This window comes from Microcoleus sp. PH2017_12_PCY_D_A (assembly GCF_020738565.1).
Lineage (GTDB): Bacteria > Cyanobacteriota > Cyanobacteriia > Cyanobacteriales > Microcoleaceae > Microcoleus.
Window position 1 is genome coordinate 13,226 of the sequence record NZ_JAEQCI010000020.1, and the last position, 21,352, is coordinate 34,577.

Sequence of the window (21,352 nt, forward strand, 5' to 3'; positions counted from 1 at the left end):
GCACCCTACATTGTGAAGTTTATTATAATTGGTAAGGTGCGCAATCCGCACCCTACATTGTGAAATTTTATAATTGGTAAGGTGCGCAATCCGCACCCTACATTGTGAAATTTTATAATTGGTAAGGTGCGCATTGCGCACCCTATATTGTGAGATTTTATAATTGGTAAGGTGCGCATTGCGCACCCTACATTGTGAAATTTTATAATTGGCAAGGTGCGCATTGCGCACCCTATATTGTGAGATTTTATAATTGGTAAGGTGCGCATTGCGCACCCTACATTGTGAAACTTTAATGTTAATATAAATAATTGCTATCCCAGTAAGGTGCGCATTGCGCACCCTACATTGTGAAACTTTAATGTTAATATAAATAATTGCTATCCCAATTTTACATGAGTAGTATTCCCACAAAAGTTCCCTTTGTAAACCTTTACCTGCAACACCAACCAATCGAATCTCAAATAGCAGCAACACTTGAAAAAATTATCCAGCACGGAGACTTTATTTTAGGTGAAGCACTGACAGAATTTGAAACAGCATTTGCAGCAGCTTCTGGAGTAAAATACGGCGTAGGAGTGGCTTGTGGAACTGATGCGATCGCCCTCGGACTCCAAGCTTGCGGCATTAATCCGGGCGACGAAATTCTCATACCCGCCAACACTTTTATCGCCACCGCGATCGCCGTCCTCGAAGCCAAAGCAGTACCTATTCTGGTGGATTGCGACCCAGAAACCGCCCTGATTGACCTCACAGCAGCCGAAACAGCGATTACCTCGAAAACTAAAGCAATTATCCCCGTACACCTCTACGGTCAAATGGTATCGCCCAGTCAGCTTTTAGATTTTGCGAACCGCCACGATTTGATCGTATTTGAAGATGCCGCCCAAGCGCACTTAGCCGAAAGAGAAGGATACCGCGCGGGTTCTTTTGGAAAAGCAGCAGCATTCAGCTTTTATCCCAGCAAAAATCTCGGCTGTTTTGGCGACGGCGGGATGTTAATTACTAACGATGCAGAAATCGCACAAAAAATGCGAACTCTCCGCAATTACGGAGCACCAAGCAAATATTTGCACGCAGAAATTGGCAGCAACAGCCGCCTCGACAATTTGCAAGCCGCCGTGCTCAATTTGAAATTGCCTTACTTGGAAAAATGGAATCGCGATCGCACCGACGCCGCTCAATACTACAATACTCTACTAGAACCCCTGAAACCCAAAGGCATTGTACCGATCGCCAATCACAGCAGCAGCGGTCACATTTATCACCTCTACGTAATCCAGATTACTGACAAAAGCTCTATTAACCGCAACCAGCTTCAAGAAAAACTCACCAAAGAAGGCATCCAAACAGGCATCCACTATCCTGTACCTTGCCACCTGCAACCAGCCTACCAAAACTTAGGCAATCCGGGCGACTTCCCCCACACAGAAACCCTGTGCGAACAGATTTTATCCTTGCCAATGTATCCCGGATTGAGCAATACTCAGATCGAGCAGGTTGTAAGGGCGATCAGTTGACAGTTGACAGTTGACAGTTGACAGTTGACAGAAGGAAAAGTTGACAGTTGACAGAAGGAAAAGTTGACAGAAGAAAGACGCAATACTAAAGGAAGACGCAATACTGAAGGAAGACGCAATACTCTAGATGGAAAAAGACATACACAGTAAACTGTTTAGCGATCGGTATTTTACCTTTAATTAAGTGGATTTATAGCGGTTCTCAAAAAAGTGAGGTATGCCCTAATGCCCTATTCCCTATTCCCAGTCGTACCTCATCTTTCTGAGAAAGGCTATACTTAATTGTTTATAAAAGTTATGCTGAGGATGTTGCAAGCCATAGGGTGGAGATCTCAAAGCGTTGGAATTGGGAATTAACAAATCTTTAACTCACCGTTCAAAATCGCTTTCGCGTTGCGAATCCAGCGCGGCTATCTCAAAACTTCTCAAACCATGCAAATCCAGCGCAGAATTCGCATTCTTCTCAAGCGATACCTCATGGGGGAAGGTATCACGGTACTCTTAGTGCTGCTTTACGCCCCCCTGCTAGTACACTGGTACGACGGCTGGTTCAACAAAAACATCAGCATCGAACACGAATATTTCAGCCACGGAATAATTGGTTTGCCCTACGCCGCTTATATTGCTTGGACAAACCGAAACTGCTGGCTGCGCTTGCCCAACTCGCCGCATCCTTTGGGAAGCTTTTTGCTGGTACTAGCAACGCTTTTTTATCTGAGTCGCTTAAGCGATTTAGTGAATTTATCCCTGCCACTAATGCTGGCTGGCATTTGCTTATCTTTAAAAGGATTTCCCGGCTTAAAATTGCAAGCAATGCCGCTTTTATTCGTATTTTTAGCCTCGCCAAATCACATTCCTTACCTCATAGAACCCTACGCCTTGCCGTTGCAGGACTTCATTGCTAAAACATCAGGCTGGATCTTAATTAAGGTTGGTCTCAACGTGAGAGTGGAAGAAATTTATCTCTACGTAAACGATCGCATTGTCGAAGTTGCCCCCCACTGTGCAGGCTTAAAAATGCTGTTTACCAGTCTTTACGTCAGCTTAATTCTACTGGATTGGACGGGAGTTGGGAATTCCCACAAAAGAAGCATTTTCTTTTTAGTGGCTGCATCTATCATTAGCATCACTTCCAACATTCTCCGCAACACTTTGCTGACTTACTTTCACGGAACCGACAGAGAGACGTTTTTTACTTGGCTGCACGCCGGATGGGGGGGAGACTTGTATTCTGCTTGTATACTAGGCTTATTGGTACTTCTCATCAACGGGATGGAAAAGTATTTCCCAAGCCAGTCTGCCCATTAATGAAACAAATGATTTCAGCACGGAAACTACTGCGGCGGTACCAATTATCTAAAATTGTGGTACTGGTGTTTTTGCTGGTACTGGTTGCGACAGTAGCAATTCCCGGCTACGCGACGGGAAGGTGGCCTTGGACAAATCCGCCAACAGTTACAAACCTCAAGCAGTTAAAAAGTTTGCGCCAACACGGCATCACACTTCCTGACTGGGAGGTAATCCGCGTCCAGAATAACGTTCAAATTGGCGGGCACAGATGGTTAGTTGAAGAAATTAAAAATCATCAAACAATTGCCATTTTATTGCTAATGCCTCAAAATTCCCCCAAAAACCAGCCGCAAGTAGAATGGCTAGATATTGATGGATTTCACCGGTGGCAAACAGATTCTCATCGCACTTTGAGGTTTACAGTTAAATTAGCGCCAACATCCGACAAGCCCTCACCTACTATCGAGACAAGGTTTTTCCGAAGCTGGACTTCCCAACAAACTTTTGCTGTCGTGCAGTGGTACGCTTGGCCTAATGGAGGTTCTCCAGCAACTAGCCGCTGGTTTTGGGAAGACAGCATTGCGAGACTGTGGAACCGTCGCGCCTCTTGGGTTGCTGTCAGTATCATCCTTCCCATCCAACCGCAGGGCGATATTAAGATAGTTGAACCGCTGCTGGAATCTCTGGGCAAAAGTGTTCAGACTCAATTAATGGCAGAAATTTTCAGATAAGGGGTAATGGGTAATGGGTAATGGGTAATGGGTAATTGGCCCGCGCAGGGAATTGGTAATTGGGAATTGGTAATTGGCCCGCGCAGGGAATTGGGAATTGGTAATTGGGAATTGGCCCGCGCAGGGAATTGGGAATTGGTAATCGCTTGTGCCTAAATCTGAGTAGGAGATTTTTGGAGATACAGAGGCTTGCGTGCGAAAACCTGATATTCGTCGGACAATCTGGAATACCTCATGTCGGTAATAACGGCTATATAAGCCAGTGTTCTAAACCTTTATGTCGTCAGTTATTCCCAATTATTCAATTTAAAATCTAAAATCTAAAATCTAAAATCTAAAATCTAAAATCTAAAATGGTATGATTTGGTATCAAGAGTAAATATTGATAGTTGAGAATAGCGGAAATGACACTCAAGCAACAGCGAAATATTCACAATCTTCCCCTTTTTTATATCCTCAAAATGCCGGATAAATTCATAATTAGAAATCGCGTTGCTTTTTCCTTAGCAGGCCTGTATTCAACTGCTTGGACTGTATCTTTTGCTGCTGTATTGTGGGGCTTTAACGGCAAAGTTTTTGCGGAAACGGCTTTAGCCCAATCTGTGGTTCCTAGTTCTGAACAGTTCTTGCCGCCACCGCCACTGCGCGTACCGCCACCGCCACCTGCCAATTTCAACAGCGAAATTAACCCAGCTTTTCGGAATCGGCCGTACCGGCTGGGCCCGGGAGACCAGATTTCCGTTCAAGTTCAGCGCTTCCCAGAGCTAAATTTTACGGGTGCAATCAGCCCTGAAGGGGTAATTGTACTGCCGCTAATCGGGACAGTAAATGTGCGCGGCCTTACTGTCGAAGAAGCACAGCAGCGCCTCCGGGAGAGGTTCACGCAATTTATCAAAAATCCTCAAGTCTCGGCTGCTTTGCTGGTTCAGCGCCCGGTGGTGGTGACGGTGACGGGGGAAGTGGCTAGGCCTGGTTTTTATCCGCTGCAAACTCCGCAGCTTCCGGCGGCTTTGGCTGCTGCTGCTGGGACTACTCCGACGGCCCAACTGCGGGCGGTGCGGGTGCGGCGGACTTTGCCGGGTGGTGCTGTGGCTGAGCAAGTTGTTGATATTTTGACGCCGCTGCAAACTGGTATTGCTGGGCCGGATTTGCGTTTGGAAGATGGAGATGCGATCGTCGTACCGTACAAAGAGGTTACAGCCGATCGCAAGTCCGATCGAGATTTAGCATCCAGATACAGCCTAGCCGCTGCCGCTGTCCCCGTCCAAATCACTGTCACCGGAGAAGTCAGCAAACCCGGTTTTTACACGCTTGGGGCGGGTTCAGGTCGAATTTCCGCCGCTTTGACCACTGCGGGGGGAGTCACCGCAAAAGCCGATTTGCGGGCGGTACGAGTGCGGCGGACGCTGGTAGATGGCTCCTCGGTGGAGCAACCCATCGACCTCTACACTCCCCTAGCAAAGGCTAACGATTTGTTCGATTTTCCTTTGGCCTCGGGAGATGTGATTGTCATCCCCCAATTGGATCCTAGTATCAAAAACCTAGACTACGACAAAGCTTTGGTGGCGCGCTCTACCTTGATTAAGCCCAGGATCTACGTTCGAGTTTTGAGTTACGCTAGTGGTGGTTTAACCTCGTTCTACCTAGAAAATGGCAGCAAGTTTTTGGATGCTATCAACAACTTGCCTGTGAATCTAGCTGATTTGCGGAAAATGGCTTTGATTCGGTTCGACCAAAAGCAAGGTAGAGCAATCAACCGCAAGATAGATGCAAAAGCTGCTTTGGAGGGCAATGTTTCTCAGAACCCGATGCTGGAAGATAATGATGTGATTGTGATTGGTCGGAATCTGGTAGAGCGTATTGGTTATGTTCTCAATACTTTTACTCGACCATTTCGCGATACTTTGGGATTTATTTTGTTCTTTGAGCAGTTGAGAAATGGGGTAAACAATCTGTTTGGGCCATCTAATAACAATAATAGGTAGTCAGCATTCATTCGTCATTCGTCATTCGTCATTCGTCATTAGTCCGCAGTCAGCAGTCATTAGTCATCATTAGCGCTGTACCCGCTCGCAAACATCAGTCATTCGCGATCAGTCCTTCAGTATGTTGTTGCGAATAAACACGCTTATGGGGAGGGAGGGTTCTGTAATCGTAAACTCAGTTGTATCAAAGATTGTTAGCTAAACCAGCCCTACAAAATACTATGTTTTTTGGCCTTACCTGCTTAGTGAGGATGGGAGCATCTCAGTTTTGCAAGAAGCATTTTTAAAGAGCGGACTGAAGTCCGCACGTGCATTCCTTTTTTTGGGTGGGGGAACACTGTAAATGCAAAATCTAAAATCTAAAATCTAAAATCCTTATGACTTTATCAGTTGTCAAACGTTATTTAATTGCTTTCGACCAATACAAGTGGGTGGGGCTGGCAACTCTGGCGGTGACTGTGGGCGTGTCGGGAGTAGTGGCAGTGCAGCCAACTCAGGCGCCGGTTTACGTTGCTAAAGGTACGCTGTCATACCGCAGACCGAGTGTTATTTTTTCATCGACTACTACTAAGATTCAACAGGAAGGACAAGAAATAACTAAAGATATGCTATTGGATCAAAAGGTGGTTGAACCAGCAGCTAAAAAAGTAAATGTGTCTGCTAAAAAGCTGAAAGATGACGTGGAGATCAAGATGCCGAGCAAGAGTAATGACCCCAGCGCTTTGATTCAAGTATCGTACAAAAATGCCGATCGCCAAAAAGCAGAAAAGGTAGCAGAGGCGTTGATGAAGGAAATGGTGATTTATAGCGAAAATTTTAATACTTCCAGCGTCCGAAAAACGATCGCCCAAATTAACCAACGCTTGCCGAAAGTAACTCAGGAACTCAGGGAGGCGGAAGCAAAACTTGAATCCTACGAAAAACGAGAAGAGACTTCAATTTTAGCAGTTCAGAGCGGTACTTTGCCGCAAGCGATTATCGCCAGCGAACAGCAGCAGCGGCAACTCCGGGTGCAGTTGGGAGCAATAGAAGCTCAAATTAAAAGCTTGCAGGAGCGGTTGGGATTGAATGGAGAGCAAGCTTACGTAGCTCAAGCACTTTCTGCCGATCCAATTATTGCACAACTGCGAGTGCAACTGTTTTCGCTCGAATCTCAGCTCAAAATTCTACGTAGCGACTTGCAGGAGGAACACCCGAAAATTGTGGAATTGCTCAAACAAAAACAAGCTTTTGAGCAGCAGTTGCAGCAGCGACAATCTGAGGTGCTCGGGGGTAACGGGGTAGCGGCTCCGCTCAGAAGTGCCGATCGAATTCGGGTAGACTCTTCTTTAGACCCGGCGAGACAGCAGCTAGCTCAAAATTTGATTGCTTTGCAAACGCAGCGGGATGTGGCGCAAGAGCAACTCAAAGGAGTAGAGAACACTGAACGACAATTGCGCCAGGAATACGCGAAAATCCCCAACAAGCAGTTAGAACAAGCGCGTTTAGCCCAGCAAGTGGCGCTGAAAAAAGCTCTCTACGATAAGATGCAGTCGGCTTTGGTAGATGCTGAGGCGGCGAGAGCTGAGACAACGGGGAGTTTGACAATCGCCCAGTTTCCCAAAACTGATGACGTTCCCTCAAACAAGAGAGGTTTGCCGGTGATGCTGGCGGTGGGAGGATTTGTGGGATTGCTGCTGGGCGGCGGGTTCATATTTTTGTTGGGGATGCTCAACGGGAAGTTTTACAGTTGGGAAGAAGTGCGGGCGGCTTTGGTGGAAAAAGAAGTGCCAATACTGGCTGTTTTGCCTGAAGTGATTGTGTTTGATTCCTATGGGGAGGAGATGCCGCTGGCTTTGGAACCCAATTCGCCTTATTTGGAGTTTTACGAGCGGTTGCGGACAAATTTGCGCCGAATTGGCGAAAAACCTGTGAAGGTGGTGTTGCTGACTTCGGCGGCGCCTTTGGAGGGAAAGAGTTTTAGTGCTTACAATTTGGCAATTGCGTCGGCTCGATCGGGCAAACGGACTTTGTTAATTGAAGCAGATTTGCGATCGGGTTCTAATGTGGAATCTTTGAAAATCGCTGCCGATCCTCTGGCGGCGGTGGAACCTTTGCACTATTACGGCAATATGAGCGAGTGCGTTTTGTTGGTTCCAGAAGTAGAGAACCTATATGTCGTGCCGAGTCCGGGCAGTTTGCGGCAGGCTTCGGCGGTACTGGAATCGAGCGAAATACGGAGGTTGTTTGAGGATGTTCGCAACCGCTTTGATTTTGTAGTGGTGGATTCTCCGGCGCTGAGCGAGTGCAACGACGCGCTGACGCTGGAACCGTATACGGACGGTATAATTTTGGTAGCGCGGGCTGGTTATACGCTGGCGAGTATGTTGTCGGAGGCTGCGGATCAGTTAGTGGAATCTGATGATGATGATTCGCACAAATCGGGGCCGCGGCTGTTGGGGGCGATTATTAATGGTGCTGATATTGCGGTGAAGTACCGGAATGATGTTGATGAGTGGGAGTTGCCTTTGAGTAGTGTGAGCGATGGGGCGATCGAAGTGCGATCGAAGCAATTACCGCAGCAGTCAAATCCGAAAAACAAAGCTATTAATAGTAAATTCAACTAATAATTTATGGGATTAAATTAGACTTGAATCGCTTTTTTATTATTGAAAACAAATCTCGAATATGTCTGCTTTTAGAAGCATTGATATGGGGTTTTTCTGTAAATCAAAGATTTATGCAATAGGTATTTAATCTGTAATCCAAGTATCAGCATCAAGCGAGGATGAGGCAGCATAGACATCTGTCTGCCTATCCCACTTGACATTGGTGACAATGCCAGAAAGTTGTCACCAATGATTAAAACCCACTAACGCCAATTGCCAGTCAAAAAACCTACTTAGCAAATTGGTTGTTCAAGGCAACCAAACCAGGATTAAGCTTCGGATCTGTGAGTGAATTCAACCAGCTAGCGGCGACACCGAAGTTGGAGACTGAGTTGGAATTAATCCCGACGTTAGAGGCTGCGATTCCGCCACCCAGTAGCTCGTCGGCGATAGATTTGTTCACCAAATCTGCTGTTCCCCGAACCCCAGCCCCAGGCAAGCTGGAAGTCTTTCGCAGGCCACCGTCGAGTAGCTCGTCGTTTGTCAAAGTGAGACTACTTGCCATTCTCATCCCAGGGTTAAATTCTGGGTCATTATCGACGATCGTCAAAACGGCCGTACTTTGGGTGCCAATCGTGGCGCCTGTCGGGTTAACCAAAGTTAAATTGACAGTTTCGTTAAGCGGAAGGATAGTGCCAGTCAGGAAAGATAAAGCACCATCCGGGAAAGAGTCATCGATAATGGGAATAGTGATGGTTTTGGGTGCAGAATCCCCAGCGGCAAAATTGACAGCGATCAAACCATTGGTGTAATCAGCAGGGGCTGTAGCAGTACCGTCGGACGAGTTGATGAAAGCTGAGGCTGCACCGAGAGCACTGCCAGTACGAGTGACAGTCACTGCTAAAACGGGCGTTCCATCTTCGTTGACACTGAAGAAAGGGGCGCTGAATTGCAGGGTGCTGTCATTGTCTACGATCGTCGTAACGGCGGTGCTTTGCGCTCCAATCGTCGCATTGCCTGTCGGGTTAACCAAACTTAAGTTGAGATTTTCGTTACCCTCCACCAAAGTGTCATCGATAATGGGAATATTGACGATCTTGGGTGCGGAATCCCCAGCAGCAAAATTGACAAGGAGCGGAGTATTGGCGTAGTCACCAGGGGCGATCGCAGTTCCATTGGCTAGGTTCACGGTAGCTGAAACTGCGCCAGCACTACTGCCAGTGCGAGTGACTGTGACGGGTAACACCGCTACGCCATTTTCTCGGATCCTGAAAGTACCAGAACTAAATTGCAGGGTGCTGTCATTGTCTATGATGTCGAAAGTGGCGGTACTTTGGGTGCCAATGGAGGCATTGCCTGTGGGGCTGCCCAAAGTTAAGCTCAGATTTTCAGTAGGTTCGAGCAAAGTGTCGTTGACGATCGGAATATTGATCGTCTTGGCTGCGGTGTCCCCATCGGCAAAATTGACAAGGATCGGAGTATTGGCGTAGTCACCAGGGGCGATCGCAGTTCCATCGGCCAAGCTGATGGTGCCTGACACAGCACCGATAGCGTTACCAGTGCGAGTGACTGTCACGGCTGCGATCGGAGTTCCGTCTTCGTTGGCGCTAAAAGTAGGAGCACTAAATTGCAGGGTGCTGTCATTGTCTAAGATGTCCAAACGCGCGGTACCTTGCGTTCCAATCGTGGCATTTCCTGTCGGGTTAACCAAAGTTAAATTGATACTTTCGGTAGGCTCTACCAAGGTGTCGTTGACGATCGGAATATTGAGGACTTTGGGTGTGTTGTCTCCAGCGGCAAAATTGACAGGAATCGGAGCAGGGTTGTAGTCACCAGGGGCTGTAGCAGTGCCATTGGTCAAGTTGATATTTGCTGAGACTGCGCCGAGAGTGCTGCCAGTGCGAGTGACTGTCACCGCTGAAAAGGTTGTTCCATCTTCGTTCACCCTGAAGACAGGAGCACTAAATTGCAGGGTGCTGTCATTGTCTAAGATGTTCAAAGTGGCGGTACTTTGGGTGCCAATAGTGGCATTTCCTGTCGGGCCAACCAAACTTAAATTGACAGTTTCGGTAGGCTCTATCAAGGTGTCGTTGACGATCGGAATGGTGACGACTTTGGCTGCGGTGTCCCCATCGGCAAAATTGACAGGAATCGGAGTACCGGTGTAGTCACCAGGGGCGATCGCAGTACCGTTAGTCAGGTTCACGTTGGCTGAGACTGCACCAGCACTACTGCCATTACGAATGACTGTCACGGCTGCAACGGGCGTTCCATCTTCGTTGACGCCAAAGGTAGGGGAACTAAATTGCAGGCTGCTGTCATTGTCTACGATGTTGACGGTGGCGGTACTTTGGGTGCCAATGGTGGTATTGCCTGTCGGGCTACCCAAGGTTAATCTGACAGTTTCGTTACCTTCTACCAAAGTGTCGTTGACGATCGGAATATTGACCGTTTTGGGTGTGTTGTCTCCAGCGGCAAAATTGACAGCGATCGGAGTATTGGCGTAGTCACCAGGGGCGATCGCAGTTCCATCGGCCAAGCTGACGGTGGCTGACACAGCACCAGCCGTACTGCCAGTGCGAGTTACTGTTACGGTTGTGATGGGGGTGCCATCTTCGTTGACACTGAAGCTGGAGCCACTGAATTGCAGGCTGCTGTCATTGTCTACAATGTTCAAACTGGCGGTACCTTGGGTTCCAATCGTCGCACCGCCTGTCGGGTTAACCAAACTTAAGTTGACAGTTTCGGTACCCTCTACCAAAGTGTCGTTGACGATCGGAATATTGATCGTCTTGGGTGCAGAATCGCCAGCGCCAAAATTGACCAGGATGGGACTGTTGTTGTAATCAGCAGGGGCTGTAGCACTACCATTTGCCAAGTTCACAGTAGCTGAAACTGCTGCGGTACTGCTGCCAGTACGAGTGACTGTCACGGCTGCACTCGTCGTCCCATCTTCGTTCACACTGAAGGTAGGAGCGCTAAATTGCAGGCTGCTGGGAGGAAGAGTGTCATTGTCCACTATGCTCAAAGTGGCAGTACCTTGCGTCCCAATCGTTGCACCACCTGTCGGGTTTGCCAAAGTTAAGTTGACAGTTTCGGTACCTTCCACCAAAGTGTCATCGACAATGGGAATGGTAATAGTCTTGGGTGCTGTGTCCCCAGCGGCAAAACTAACAGGGATTGCAGTACCGTTATAATCACCAGGCGCTGTTGCAGTACCATTGGTCAAGTTGACTGTAGCTGAGACTGCGCCCTCGCTGCCACCCGTGCGCGTCACGGTTACGGCTGCAACCGCTGTCCCGTTTTCGTTGACGCTGAAGGTTGGAGCACTAAACTGAAGGCTAGGCGGATTTGAAGTCCCTTGATAGTCAATCTTCCGCACCAGGTAGTCGGAACTATCGTCTTTGAATGCGGTGGCGGTGTAGGCAGCGGTGGGGCTATCGTAGGCTTTGGCGGAGAACCGCAGTTCGTCAAAAGCAGTGTTGGTGGGAGATTGTATCTTGAATTGGAAACTGCCGTCGGTGCGATCGCCAATGAAAGTTACTCCATCTACACCGGCGGTAATCGGTTTTGCTGCGATCGGAGCGTTGAGACGAGTGATCGTAAAATTGCTGGCGGGTACCAGAGTCCCATTATTAAAGATTTGTAGCAAACCAACTTCATTACCTTGATCGCCGACTCCTGGGCTGGTTTTGGGAATCAATGCACTGAGGTCGATCGTCGCGCTAGTGATGTCTTGGTTATCTGCCCATTTCAGCTTCAGCGCTTGAGATTGATTTGTGTTGGGATTATAGTTGATTTCCGCTCTAATTTTAGTGGTGTCGGTGAACCAACCATCATAGGAGGATGGGACACCAATACCAGGGCTACTGCCATAACTCAACCAGCTTTTAGGATTTTCATTAGTTGGTAAAGTGAGGTTGGCGATCGCTTGAGGATTAAGGTAATCAGTTTCCACGCCATCAAAAGCTATCCCAGACAGTTTGATACCTTGATTCTGGGCAGCAGTCGGCCATTTTGTAATCAGGTCATTGACGCTGGTGAAATTAGTGGTTTGACCCAAAGAACCATTCAATGGAGTAGGCATAGCTTGTCTTTTGATAGTAATTAACGATTAGAAGTGACAGAAAACCACAGGGTTAGGCTTTTTTGATAGTTATCGGTCACGATAAGCAGTGTTTCATAGTCAATTGCTGCGATCCGGACAAATTTCAGATAAATTTTTCAGCCCTGCAAATAGCGGGTTTTCCACATACGTAGAGGAGAATTTAAATAATTGTCAAGATACGTAAATTTACGTATAATAATTATCAAAATATGTGAAGCTGTAGTTGGACGGCAGCCGTGTTCTCTCTGCACCCTCAAGGTCAATACCGTTGGGTTAAAGTTTTTTGTCATTGCGAGGAACAAATTATTTGTAGTGTGCGTCAAAGTAAAGATAGTACCCAAAAAATATCGAAAATCTCACAGATCCGCACAGCCGCGACAATATTTGAGCCAACCAACCCAAAAATTGTTTGGTAGCAAGACTTTTGAAAATTGCTATTAAAAGCAATACGCTTGGGTTAAAAGTTCTCCGAAGAGAGGAACGGTTCGCAAAAACTCACATTCCTCGCAATGACCGAAATAGGTTACTAATCCCTAAAATCCCCTATCTGACACCCCGTGCAAACCAGCGCCGCATCAACTCTACTTGGAAACAATAACCATCACCAACTTCCTCAATCAACTCCCGTTGCAGAAGCAAACCAATAGCATCACAACCATCAGGAAACTCTTGCAAAATAGTTTTCCCGCTCACGATTTTCCCTTCCCCTTCTGCTGCCAAAAACTGCAAAATAGCTAATCCTGCCGCATCTACTTGATTGCTTTGAATATCTGCAAAGAAGAAACTGCCAACACTTAAAGCCTCTGGGATTGCTGCTTCGACATCGGCTAAAGTTGCCAGCCGGCGCCTAGAGGGGATTTGCTCGTTTTTGAGGGCGACAATTTCAGCGCAGAGGAGTTGTATGAGGAAAGGGTGATAGCGCGTGAGTTGCAAAACTCGATCGACTGCACCGGGTTCGTAGCGCAGGGTAAAATCTTGGACGGGTTGCTCAATTAGTTGACGCGCTTCTGATTTTTTTAGATAGCTGATATGAACGACTTGGACATTGATTAAATAGCTAGACCAACGCTGAAATTCTTCTATGGTATGACTACCAGCTAGCATTACTTTGAAGCGGGGACGATGTTGAATGAGGTGGCGCAACATTCCCAGAACATCTTGCTCGTCAAAACCTCCTTTTCTGATGGCATCATCTAGCGCCTCGAATTCATCTAAGGCAAGCAGGGCAATATTTTGTTGTAGCGCTGCTTCTACTTTGTCCAGCCATTCATCAAAGTAGGTAAAAGGGTCATCTTGCAGTGTTTCGCGATCGAGAGATGGGAGAGTTAACGCGCTTTGGCGCTTCGCTGAGTTTGTCATACTCCTAGCGATATTGTAGAGAAACCCAGCAGAATCACTTGCTGATGAAACTGGGCCTTGCAAGTCTACAAACATGGGAATAATTCTGTTAGGTAGCAAGCGTCCCAGGTTGTTGAGTAGGGAAGTTTTGCCCATGCGCCGTTGACCGTAGAGTAACAAAGGAGGGCGGCGGCGGTCTAGGAGTAATTGCTCGATGCGCGTGCCGATATCAGTACGCCCGGTGAAGATTTCCTGCTGTTCTGTCAGAGGTACGCCGATGATATAAGGGCTGTCAATTTCTTGGCGAAGTTCGACTGCTTTCGCTAGTTCTTGCACATAGTTGGTGACAATTTCATACCAACGGGTAGCAATGGGGCGAAAACGAACAGAATATTTATCGCTGCTGCGGTTGAATTCTCGTATTAAACTGTTTAATTTTTCTGCTACTGCACTGAGGGCTAAACGCTGGTTGTAAGGACTTTTCTGGTTGAGGGCTGCATCTACGTCTTGGCTGATGCGACTAAAGCTACTGAGTAGGAAGCTGACTTGACTGTTTAGTTCGCCAATGGGTATACTGCGGTGAGCGTTACTGATGGCTTTTACATCTGTACAGTTTTCTAATTCCCTGGCATCTAGTTCTATTTGTACCGCTTGTGCTGCCCAACGCTGGCGGCTTGTACTTAAATAGTTGAGTGCAGCTTTGCCTTCTTCTGGATTTTGCTTTATTACTAAGAGAATGTGCTGGTTTAAGCCAAACAGAGGAAGGCGTTGCCGCTCATCCCAAAAAGCGGAATGCAAACACAGCAAACTGGGTTTATTAGCTATCCGTCGTTTGTCTAGTTGGTAGAGCAGGATATTCGATAATGTTTGGAAGGGATACACTACCACTAGCAGCCATAAGTTTATAATGACTCCCACGACCAACAACACGTCCAACGCGTCGCGCAACGCGTCGCGCAACGCGTCGCCCGATTCCTCGCGCAACGCCACGCCCAACGCCACGCCCAACGCCACGCCCAACGCCACGCCCGACCCCACGCCCGACCCCACGGCCGACTCCACGCCCGACGCCACGCCCGACGCCACCATCCACGCTATTGACAACCCCACGCCCGACCCTACACCCCGCGCCACGCCCCACGCCACGCCCAACGCCACGCCCAACATCACGCCCCACGCTACGCCCCACGCCAAACCCAACGCCACGATCCACGCCACGCCCAACACCACGCCCAACGCCACGCCAAACCCCAGGCCCCACGCTACGCCAAACCCCACGCCCGACCCCAGACCCAACGCCACGCCCAACATCACGCCAGACACGATCTTATCTACTGGGGCACCTAATAGCCAAAGTACGAAGGCAACAACAATTGAATTAGTTATGACAGGCAAGACTAGGAATGCTTGTATTAGTAACTTCCACAAAGCTGGGTTTCGTAATCGTAAACCTATTTTGCTTTTAGATTCGATTTCTAGAGCAGGGTCTATGCTGGTTAAATGGTTACGGAAAGCTGAGGGATTAAATATCATCCACCAGAGCAATTGTAGGTTACCCAGAATTAGGTTGGGGTGCTGTTCTGGTGCATCGGTGTAGGCGTTGCGCGGAACATTTGGCGATGTCATTTTGGTTGGGAATTTTTCAGGGCTTACACGTCAAGACCAAAGAAACCGGGTTTTTTACCTAATCTCCGGGCTACGATGAACAATTTTCGTAAAAAAACCCGGTTTCTGACTACCCGTGCGTAAGTCCTATTTTGTCAGTTTTCTCAGCATGGGTATCCAGTACGATCATTGCAGCACTTCCCATTCTTCCAGAGGTAAAGCAGGTTCAAAGGGGTCATCGTAGTAATTGACCGTCCCCTGCAAGGGATAATGCAAAGTATGGATAATTGTCTGATTAACCCAACTAAGATAATTATTTAATTCTTCATAATCTTGCAATTCTTGTAATTCTTCGGAAGTGAGTTCAGCTACATTTCTTTTAGCCGTTAATATTCCAATTCGCTCCAGGAAAAACCTAGAAGCGCGAAATACCAGCACTCCTTGTGCTAACTCCACCCTAACAGCTCCTTCTCTTGGCAAAGTTTTGGGTAAACGCTCCAAATTTATCGGTAAATTAGTTGTCATAGTATCGCTCTAAAAATGTTAGTTTCATTTTATATAGATTGTAACTCAGCAAAGGGTTTTAGTTGCTCTAACCCTTCTTCATGCCAATCATCCCCGATTACCCCATCTTCCAGACTAAATAATCGTTCTCGACAAAGGATTTGCAGCAGCAGAGGCCAGCATTTACTTTGAGTCAAAATCCACTCGATATCCTCATCAGCAAAAGGTATGGGCGAACTGCCTATCAACTCCCGCGCCTCAGCTTCCGTCATAGCTCCCAGAGTTGTAGTATATCCAAAAATATTGAAAAAAGGCGAACTATGTCCCGTGCTAGTCGCTAATTCGATCGGCGATTCTGGAGTTGCCAAGACAAAGCCTAAATTCCCATTGGTTTGGTTAGTCGCCAAAGATCGCAAACTCTCCCAAAACCCATCATCTAATTCGGGACAGCGTTGTAAACCCACACCAATTTCGTCTAGTAATATGACTGTGGGTTGATGTAAATTATAACTAACGACATCCATAAATCTATCCAAGCCGCAAGGATTAGGCACGATCATTTTGAGGGATTCTAAAATGTAGCGCAGCAGCCCTTCCCGATTCTGAAGTCGCGAATCTTGAAAATCTACGAATATCCAGCGATAGTTTTCTGGATGGGGCAACCAGTCAGATTTTTGACTGGGGCGCAACTTTTCTATTGGGGTCGTGGTAATGTTTTTTAAGTATTGTAGCAGAGAAGTTTTGCCACTGCGCTTTTTGCCGATAATGGCGGCATTTTGCAATGGCTGTCTTTTGATCAAATTGAATAGGCGTTTGAGTTCCTTCTCGCGCCCAAAGAAGCAGCGCGGATTGGTGATGGGATTGCCGGTGATGAAGGGTGAAGTTTCGTCACAGGTTTGTGGTGGATTAGGCTGAGGTGACTGGGAGTCTGTTTGTTCTATATATGCAATGGTTTGCCAATCTAACCCCAATTTTTCGCTAATTTCAACAAAATTTATATAATCAACAGGATTTCCCCTCAAAAAGCTTTTGACAGTCGATGGGGATAATCCCACTTCTTGAGCAAAAGCACTCTGACTCGGAAAGCCGTTGCGCCTTACAGCCGATTTTACTTGTTCGATGCACCCTGGAGAAACTCTGAGCGATCGCCCCATGATGCCTCCAGAGAAAATTAATCCTTAGATTATAAATCCAATCTCAGCTACAAGTCAACCAAAAGTCAACTTATCTCAACCTTGAACTCAACTTTCGATGCTTTCTAATAAGGATTGTAGAGTTCCAATAAAACAAATGACTAACAAAAAATTCAAGGAAAACCAACTATCGCCCTCTAATAATTCTGGCAAAATCGATCGCACTCCTCAACAAGAAATTTTGCATCAAGCTCATTCCTATTCTCTGGCAATACGTGGATTCATCATCACCAGTGTTTTGTTCTATCTTGTAGGTATCGGCTCCTTTGTTGCTGGCAAAGTCCCAGAAGGAACAATTAACACCGCCAGCGAGTTAACACTCAAAATCCTCTTTGTGCTCGTCAAGCTCGATCGACAAAACATCGATCGCCTAAATCACCTATCCCAAGACCAAGACTAACCACAGTATAGCCGCTGGGGCGATCGCACTCTCAGGCAAAATCGGGCCAGGGCGATCGCCCGCCAGCTTATACTATCCGTCATTTGCCGGACATGATTGATTAAAATGTGTCGCACTACTGATTAGATTCCGGGCGATTCTGGCGCTTGTTCTGAATAAACTGTTCCAAATCCGCGATCGCATCTTCAAAATCCGACAAATTAATTTTCGCAGGTTTAGCCTTCTTCGGCGGACTCGAAGGCTGACTCGCAGACTTAGCTTGAGGCGACGGAGACTGAGGCTGTGCCATATCAGGGTTGGAAGCTTCTATATAATCAAACAATTCATCCAGGGACTGAAAAAAAGCTTGAGCCGAGGCCCGGCGTGAATCTTTCAAATCATCCTCATCCATCATAAGCTACTCCATAGACTTCAAAACTTGCCGAAAAACTCGCGATCGCCCGCACGTGCAGATATTAGACATCAAAATCCCAATCAACTCAAACCCTTGATAAATTTCGCTTTTATCCTCTTGCGAGATCCCCCTAAATCCCCCTTAAGAAGGGGGACTTTGACCACTTCCGGTTCCCCCCTACTGAAGGGGGGCTAGGGGGGATCGGGCTTAAGAAGGGAAGTAGGGGTTGACTTTGACCGCTTCCGGTTCCCCCCTTCTGAAGGGGGGCTAGGGGGGATCTGGGCCCTATCGTCAAACACTACACCGACACTGCATTTGACTTTCAGTTGACACGGCTTACGCATTGTCAGCCATCAATCTGTACTTAACTTTACACCCGCCGACAGGGTGATTTGAGACTTGGCGCACAGCCAGCTCAACATAATCGACCCTAAAAAAATCTCAGTTACTGTCTAATTAACCCTAGTCTAGTCGAGAATAAGGACACAGGACTTATGCAACTATTACCGCTGTTGGTCGGGTTGCGATCGCAACGCACCACCTCCAAAGGACGGACAGACGGTGTTTTTTGCTTGAGTCCCAAGATTTCAAAGGCATTAGGAGATTGTAAAGTGACTCAAGGATTTGATTACGATTTAGCAATTATCGGCGCCGGCGTGGGCGGACACGGCGCCGCCATACACGCGGTTAGCTGCGGGCTGAAAGTGGCAATTATCGAAGCGGGCGACATGGGCGGGACTTGCGTCAACCGCGGCTGCATTCCCTCCAAGGCGCTGCTGGCGGCTTCCGGGCGGGTGCGGGATTTGCGGAATGCACACCACCTCAAGACTTTGGGGATTCAGTTGGGAAACGTGGATTTCGATCGCGGGGCGATCGCCAATCACGCTAATACTATTGTTAGCAAACTGCGCGGCGACTTAACAAACAGCCTCAAACGTTTGAACGTCGATGTCATCCAAGGTTGGGGCAAAATTGCCGCTGCTCAAAAAATTACAGTCGAAACCGATAAAGGCGATAAAACTATTACCGCCAAGGATATTATTCTCGCTCCCGGTTCAATTCCCTTCGTCCCCCCGGGGATAGAAATTGACGGCAAAACAGTATTTACTAGCGACGATGCTGTCAGATTGGAATCGCTACCGAAGTGGATTGCAATTATTGGCAGCGGTTATATCGGTTTAGAGTTTTCGGATATTTACACGGCCTTGGGCTGCGAAATTACGATGATTGAAGCTCTAGATCAATTGATGCCGACTTTTGACTCGGATATTGCTAAGTTAGCAGAACGAGTGTTAATTGCACCCCGCGATATTGAAACAAAAGTTGGTTTGTTGGCTAAAAAGATTATTCCCGGTTCGCCCGTAATTATTGAATTAGCTGATTTCAAAACTAAGGAAGTTGTCGAAATTATGGAAGTTGACGCTTGTTTGGTAGCAACTGGCCGAGTTCCCGTCAGCAAGAATTTGGGGTTAGAAACAGTTGGCGTGGAAACGATGCGCGGTTATATCCCAGTTAACGATAAGATGCAGGTTTTGGCGGCGGGAGAACCGATCGCGAATTTGTGGGCGATCGGCGATGTTAACGGCAAAATGATGTTAGCGCACGCTGCATCTGCCCAAGGAATTGCGGCAGTCGAAAATATTTGCGGTCGCACTCGCGAAGTTGACTATTTGAGCATCCCGGCGGCGGCTTTTACTCACCCAGAAATTAGTTATGTGGGAATGACGGAACCTGCGGCGAAGGAGTTAGGAAAAACCGAAGGGTTTGAGGTTGCTTCTGTCAAGAGTTATTTTAAGGGAAATTCTAAGGCTATTGCGGAGGGTGAAACCGACGGTATGGCTAAGGTGATTTACCGGAAAGATACTGGGGAATTGTTGGGAGTTCACATTTTTGGTTTGCACGCTTCGGATTTGATTCAAGAGGCGGCAAATGCGATCGCCCAGCGGGATTCTGTGAACACTTTAGCATTCCGAGTTCACACGCACCCGACGCTTTCGGAAGTGTTGGATGAGGCTTTCAAACGGGCGGCTGGAGCGGCGGGCGGTCATTAATTTGTAGGGGCGGAGTTCTTGTTTGACAGGACTTATGCACTGCGCCCAAAGAAACCGGGTTTTTTACCTAATCTGTGGGTTGGAACGAAATATTTTCGTAAAAAACCCGGTTTCAGGCCCCGCGCGTCCAGGACTATTTTTAGATCCCCGATTTTTTCAATAAGTCGGGTATCTAGGTATTCTAATTGTTCAGGTTTCATAAAGCTATTCCCTCTTTACGAATATTCCTCAATAAAGGCCCGTTGTAGTGCATGAATCGCTGTTCATCCATAAATAGACAGCTAATGACTTCATCATTTTGGAGCGACAAATCGGCTCGAATGTGACTGGTTCTTTTAATTTCTTCACCGGGATTGACTTGTCCTTTGAGAACGACTAAAACATCAATGTCAGAGTCTGGGCGTTCGTCGCCTCGCGCTTGGGAACCGTAGAGCACCATTGTGACAAGGCGGCTGTCGTAGATTTGCTCGAAGTGCGATCGTAAGTCAGTTAGGATGGTTTTTAGTCGATCGTTGATGTTCATATTTGTGATGGAGGGTTGAAGGGCGATTCACGCTCGGGATAGCTGCGCTCGCGGGTACTTTAAGCAGAATGCTGCAAATCCGGCTGACTTTTGGCAACAACAAAAGGAGATTCGATATCAATCAGCCAGTTTTCATCAATAACTTTGAGATTAGCATCTAAAATTAGAGTCAGTTCGCCAATTTCATCATCTCCCTCATCGCTAACTAAGTTGTTTTTGTTAGCAGATAAATCGGCTTTGAGTAAAAAATTCAGCTTAATCCAGTTAGAAGTCGGATGGTTGTTGGTGATATTTGTGCCGAGCGATCGCCCGATTAACTCTGCACAGATAGGATGAATAAAAGTGATTTCTTCATAAAACTTATTGTTGCTATCCCAGTAACCTTTTATTTTGTAATTGCAGGATTCTAAATGTTGCGTTGCCAGAAGACTTACATCAATAGGTGCTAATATTTTAGCAAGTTCATCCCAAATTTGATGATTTGTCAAAGTTACTGCACTCATCAGCTTAATTCTCCGTTAATGACTTGTTTTGACACCTGGAAAGTGTAAAACTCCCTCAATAAACTTTCCATGATAGCGATAATCTCCACCAGCTCCTAACACCTTAGATTTGAGATCGTATCCTTCTTCTTCCGAAGAAACAAGACCTATATTACCATCGGGCGGTACTCTACCATTTTGAATAGCTTTGAGATGTTTATTGGTTCCATCGTATCTTTGGCCGAGGCGTATTTGCTTTTTGCTAAAAGATACTAGCATATCAGCCAGCGTTTGATATATGATGTCAGGCTGAATATCCGCCCAATTATTGGGTAAAGATTCCATTGGGTTGTTTGCGCTCGGGATTCTTTCATTATACCAAATATCGCACTCCGATTTTCCCCTACTCACTATAGCTTGTCTTATGAATGCTTGTCAAAGCGGTAAAAATTCCATATAGTGTTGGAGAAACAGAATTAGTAATACTCAAAAAAAGAGCGATCGCACCTCAATAATAGAAGGGCGATCGCCGGGAGCAGCTTACCTTTTTTCTGATTTCAGTCCGGGGAAATAGAAAGCTAGCGAATCTACAACTAAGTATTATGTAATAACGGTACTTAGTTATAGATTCGCTAGCTTG

General features: G+C 46.9%; 17 protein-coding genes. 8 read left to right on the forward strand and 9 right to left on the reverse strand.

All coding sequences use genetic code 11. From position 1 onward, the window contains the following. Positions 1–395 precede the first annotated feature (395 nt). The 6 genes from JGK39_RS04745 (at position 396) to JGK39_RS04770 (ending at position 8,132) form a co-directional block, all read left to right on the forward strand. On the forward strand, positions 396–1,520 hold the full coding sequence (locus JGK39_RS04745) for a DegT/DnrJ/EryC1/StrS family aminotransferase (protein ID WP_293252231.1): 1,125 nt from the start codon (positions 396–398) through the stop codon (positions 1,518–1,520). A gap of 432 nt (positions 1,521–1,952) precedes the next feature. After that, complete coding sequence (gene crtB / locus JGK39_RS04750) at positions 1,953–2,828, forward strand: cyanoexosortase B (protein ID WP_293252312.1); 876 nt, start codon at positions 1,953–1,955, stop codon at positions 2,826–2,828. Beyond that, the gene (locus JGK39_RS04755; RefSeq protein ID WP_293252229.1) at positions 2,828–3,541 is read left to right on the forward strand and encodes a cyanoexosortase B system-associated protein; all 714 of its coding nucleotides are present in this window, start codon (positions 2,828–2,830) and stop codon (positions 3,539–3,541) included. Before crtB ends, JGK39_RS04755 begins: the two co-directional genes overlap by 1 nt. Positions 3,542–3,568: 27 nt before the next feature. Next, the gene (locus JGK39_RS04760; protein ID WP_293252227.1) at positions 3,569–3,697 is read left to right on the forward strand and encodes a hypothetical protein; all 129 of its coding nucleotides are present in this window, start codon (positions 3,569–3,571) and stop codon (positions 3,695–3,697) included. A gap of 248 nt (positions 3,698–3,945) precedes the next feature. Next, on the forward strand, positions 3,946–5,526 hold the full coding sequence (locus JGK39_RS04765; protein ID WP_293252225.1) for a polysaccharide biosynthesis/export family protein: 1,581 nt from the start codon (positions 3,946–3,948) through the stop codon (positions 5,524–5,526). Positions 5,527–5,903: 377 nt separating this feature from the next. Further along, positions 5,904–8,132: a tyrosine-protein kinase domain-containing protein gene (locus JGK39_RS04770; RefSeq protein ID WP_293252223.1), complete on the forward strand. Its 2,229-nt coding sequence runs from the start codon at positions 5,904–5,906 to the stop codon at positions 8,130–8,132. A gap of 271 nt (positions 8,133–8,403) precedes the next feature. On the opposite strand, the gene JGK39_RS04775 is transcribed toward JGK39_RS04770, so the two are convergent. The 4 genes from JGK39_RS04775 to JGK39_RS04790 all read right to left on the reverse strand — a co-directional run bounded on the left by JGK39_RS04775 (position 8,404) and on the right by JGK39_RS04790 (position 16,823). Continuing rightward, positions 8,404–12,201 (reverse strand): Calx-beta domain-containing protein, encoded by a 3,798-nt coding sequence (locus tag JGK39_RS04775; protein WP_293295952.1) that lies wholly within the window; start codon positions 12,199–12,201, stop codon positions 8,404–8,406. A gap of 564 nt (positions 12,202–12,765) precedes the next feature. After that, positions 12,766–15,186, reverse strand: coding sequence for an AAA family ATPase (locus JGK39_RS04780; protein ID WP_293295950.1), 2,421 nt, complete (start codon positions 15,184–15,186; stop codon positions 12,766–12,768). A gap of 165 nt (positions 15,187–15,351) precedes the next feature. Continuing rightward, on the reverse strand, positions 15,352–15,690 hold the full coding sequence (locus JGK39_RS04785; protein ID WP_293295949.1) for a hypothetical protein: 339 nt from the start codon (positions 15,688–15,690) through the stop codon (positions 15,352–15,354). A gap of 29 nt (positions 15,691–15,719) precedes the next feature. Then, positions 15,720–16,823, reverse strand: coding sequence for an ATP-binding protein (locus JGK39_RS04790; RefSeq protein WP_293295947.1), 1,104 nt, complete (start codon positions 16,821–16,823; stop codon positions 15,720–15,722). 136 nt (positions 16,824–16,959) lie between these two features. Between JGK39_RS04790 and JGK39_RS04795 the strand changes: the two genes are divergently transcribed. Next, on the forward strand, positions 16,960–17,262 hold the full coding sequence (locus JGK39_RS04795) for a hypothetical protein (RefSeq protein WP_293295945.1): 303 nt from the start codon (positions 16,960–16,962) through the stop codon (positions 17,260–17,262). Positions 17,263–17,377: 115 nt separating this feature from the next. Here the strand turns inward: JGK39_RS04795 and JGK39_RS04800 are convergent, their stop codons facing one another. After that, on the reverse strand, positions 17,378–17,656 hold the full coding sequence (locus JGK39_RS04800; protein WP_293295943.1) for a hypothetical protein: 279 nt from the start codon (positions 17,654–17,656) through the stop codon (positions 17,378–17,380). A 611-nt stretch (positions 17,657–18,267) separates the two neighbouring features. Here JGK39_RS04800 and lpdA point away from each other — a divergent pair. Further along, complete coding sequence (lpdA, locus tag JGK39_RS04805; protein WP_293252211.1) at positions 18,268–19,707, forward strand: dihydrolipoyl dehydrogenase; 1,440 nt, start codon at positions 18,268–18,270, stop codon at positions 19,705–19,707. A gap of 32 nt (positions 19,708–19,739) precedes the next feature. On the opposite strand, the gene JGK39_RS04810 is transcribed toward lpdA, so the two are convergent. Genes JGK39_RS04810 through JGK39_RS04825 form a run of 4 tightly spaced genes read right to left on the reverse strand, consistent with a single transcriptional unit; the run spans position 19,740 to position 21,057 of the window. Next, positions 19,740–19,907, reverse strand: a complete 168-nt coding sequence (locus tag JGK39_RS04810) for a hypothetical protein (protein ID WP_293302218.1) — start codon at positions 19,905–19,907, stop codon at positions 19,740–19,742. After that, entirely contained in the window at positions 19,904–20,230 is a 327-nt protein-coding gene (locus tag JGK39_RS04815) for a nucleotidyltransferase domain-containing protein (protein ID WP_293252209.1), read from the reverse strand. Before JGK39_RS04815 ends, JGK39_RS04810 begins: the two co-directional genes overlap by 4 nt. 59 nt (positions 20,231–20,289) lie before the next feature. After that, complete coding sequence (locus JGK39_RS04820; protein WP_293252207.1) at positions 20,290–20,733, reverse strand: hypothetical protein; 444 nt, start codon at positions 20,731–20,733, stop codon at positions 20,290–20,292. A gap of 15 nt (positions 20,734–20,748) precedes the next feature. Continuing rightward, positions 20,749–21,057 (reverse strand): hypothetical protein, encoded by a 309-nt coding sequence (locus JGK39_RS04825; protein ID WP_293252205.1) that lies wholly within the window; start codon positions 21,055–21,057, stop codon positions 20,749–20,751. Positions 21,058–21,352: the final 295 nt, after the last annotated feature.

Coding starts and splice junctions, on each gene's coding strand:
- JGK39_RS04745 (WP_293252231.1), top strand. CDS start 396: ATGAGTAGTATTCCCACAAAAGTTCCCTTTGTAAACCTTTACCTGCAA.
- crtB (WP_293252312.1), top strand. CDS start 1,953: ATGCAAATCCAGCGCAGAATTCGCATTCTTCTCAAGCGATACCTCATG.
- JGK39_RS04755 (WP_293252229.1), top strand. CDS start 2,828: ATGAAACAAATGATTTCAGCACGGAAACTACTGCGGCGGTACCAATTA.
- JGK39_RS04760 (WP_293252227.1), top strand. CDS start 3,569: ATGGGTAATTGGCCCGCGCAGGGAATTGGTAATTGGGAATTGGTAATT.
- JGK39_RS04765 (WP_293252225.1), top strand. CDS start 3,946: ATGACACTCAAGCAACAGCGAAATATTCACAATCTTCCCCTTTTTTAT.
- JGK39_RS04770 (WP_293252223.1), top strand. CDS start 5,904: ATGACTTTATCAGTTGTCAAACGTTATTTAATTGCTTTCGACCAATAC.
- JGK39_RS04775 (WP_293295952.1), bottom strand. CDS start 12,201: ATGCCTACTCCATTGAATGGTTCTTTGGGTCAAACCACTAATTTCACC.
- JGK39_RS04780 (WP_293295950.1), bottom strand. CDS start 15,186: ATGACATCGCCAAATGTTCCGCGCAACGCCTACACCGATGCACCAGAA.
- JGK39_RS04785 (WP_293295949.1), bottom strand. CDS start 15,690: ATGACAACTAATTTACCGATAAATTTGGAGCGTTTACCCAAAACTTTG.
- JGK39_RS04790 (WP_293295947.1), bottom strand. CDS start 16,823: ATGGGGCGATCGCTCAGAGTTTCTCCAGGGTGCATCGAACAAGTAAAA.
- JGK39_RS04795 (WP_293295945.1), top strand. CDS start 16,960: ATGACTAACAAAAAATTCAAGGAAAACCAACTATCGCCCTCTAATAAT.
- JGK39_RS04800 (WP_293295943.1), bottom strand. CDS start 17,656: ATGATGGATGAGGATGATTTGAAAGATTCACGCCGGGCCTCGGCTCAA.
- JGK39_RS04810 (WP_293302218.1), bottom strand. CDS start 19,907: ATGAAACCTGAACAATTAGAATACCTAGATACCCGACTTATTGAAAAA.
- JGK39_RS04815 (WP_293252209.1), bottom strand. CDS start 20,230: ATGAACATCAACGATCGACTAAAAACCATCCTAACTGACTTACGATCG.
- JGK39_RS04820 (WP_293252207.1), bottom strand. CDS start 20,733: ATGAGTGCAGTAACTTTGACAAATCATCAAATTTGGGATGAACTTGCT.
- JGK39_RS04825 (WP_293252205.1), bottom strand. CDS start 21,057: ATGGAATCTTTACCCAATAATTGGGCGGATATTCAGCCTGACATCATA.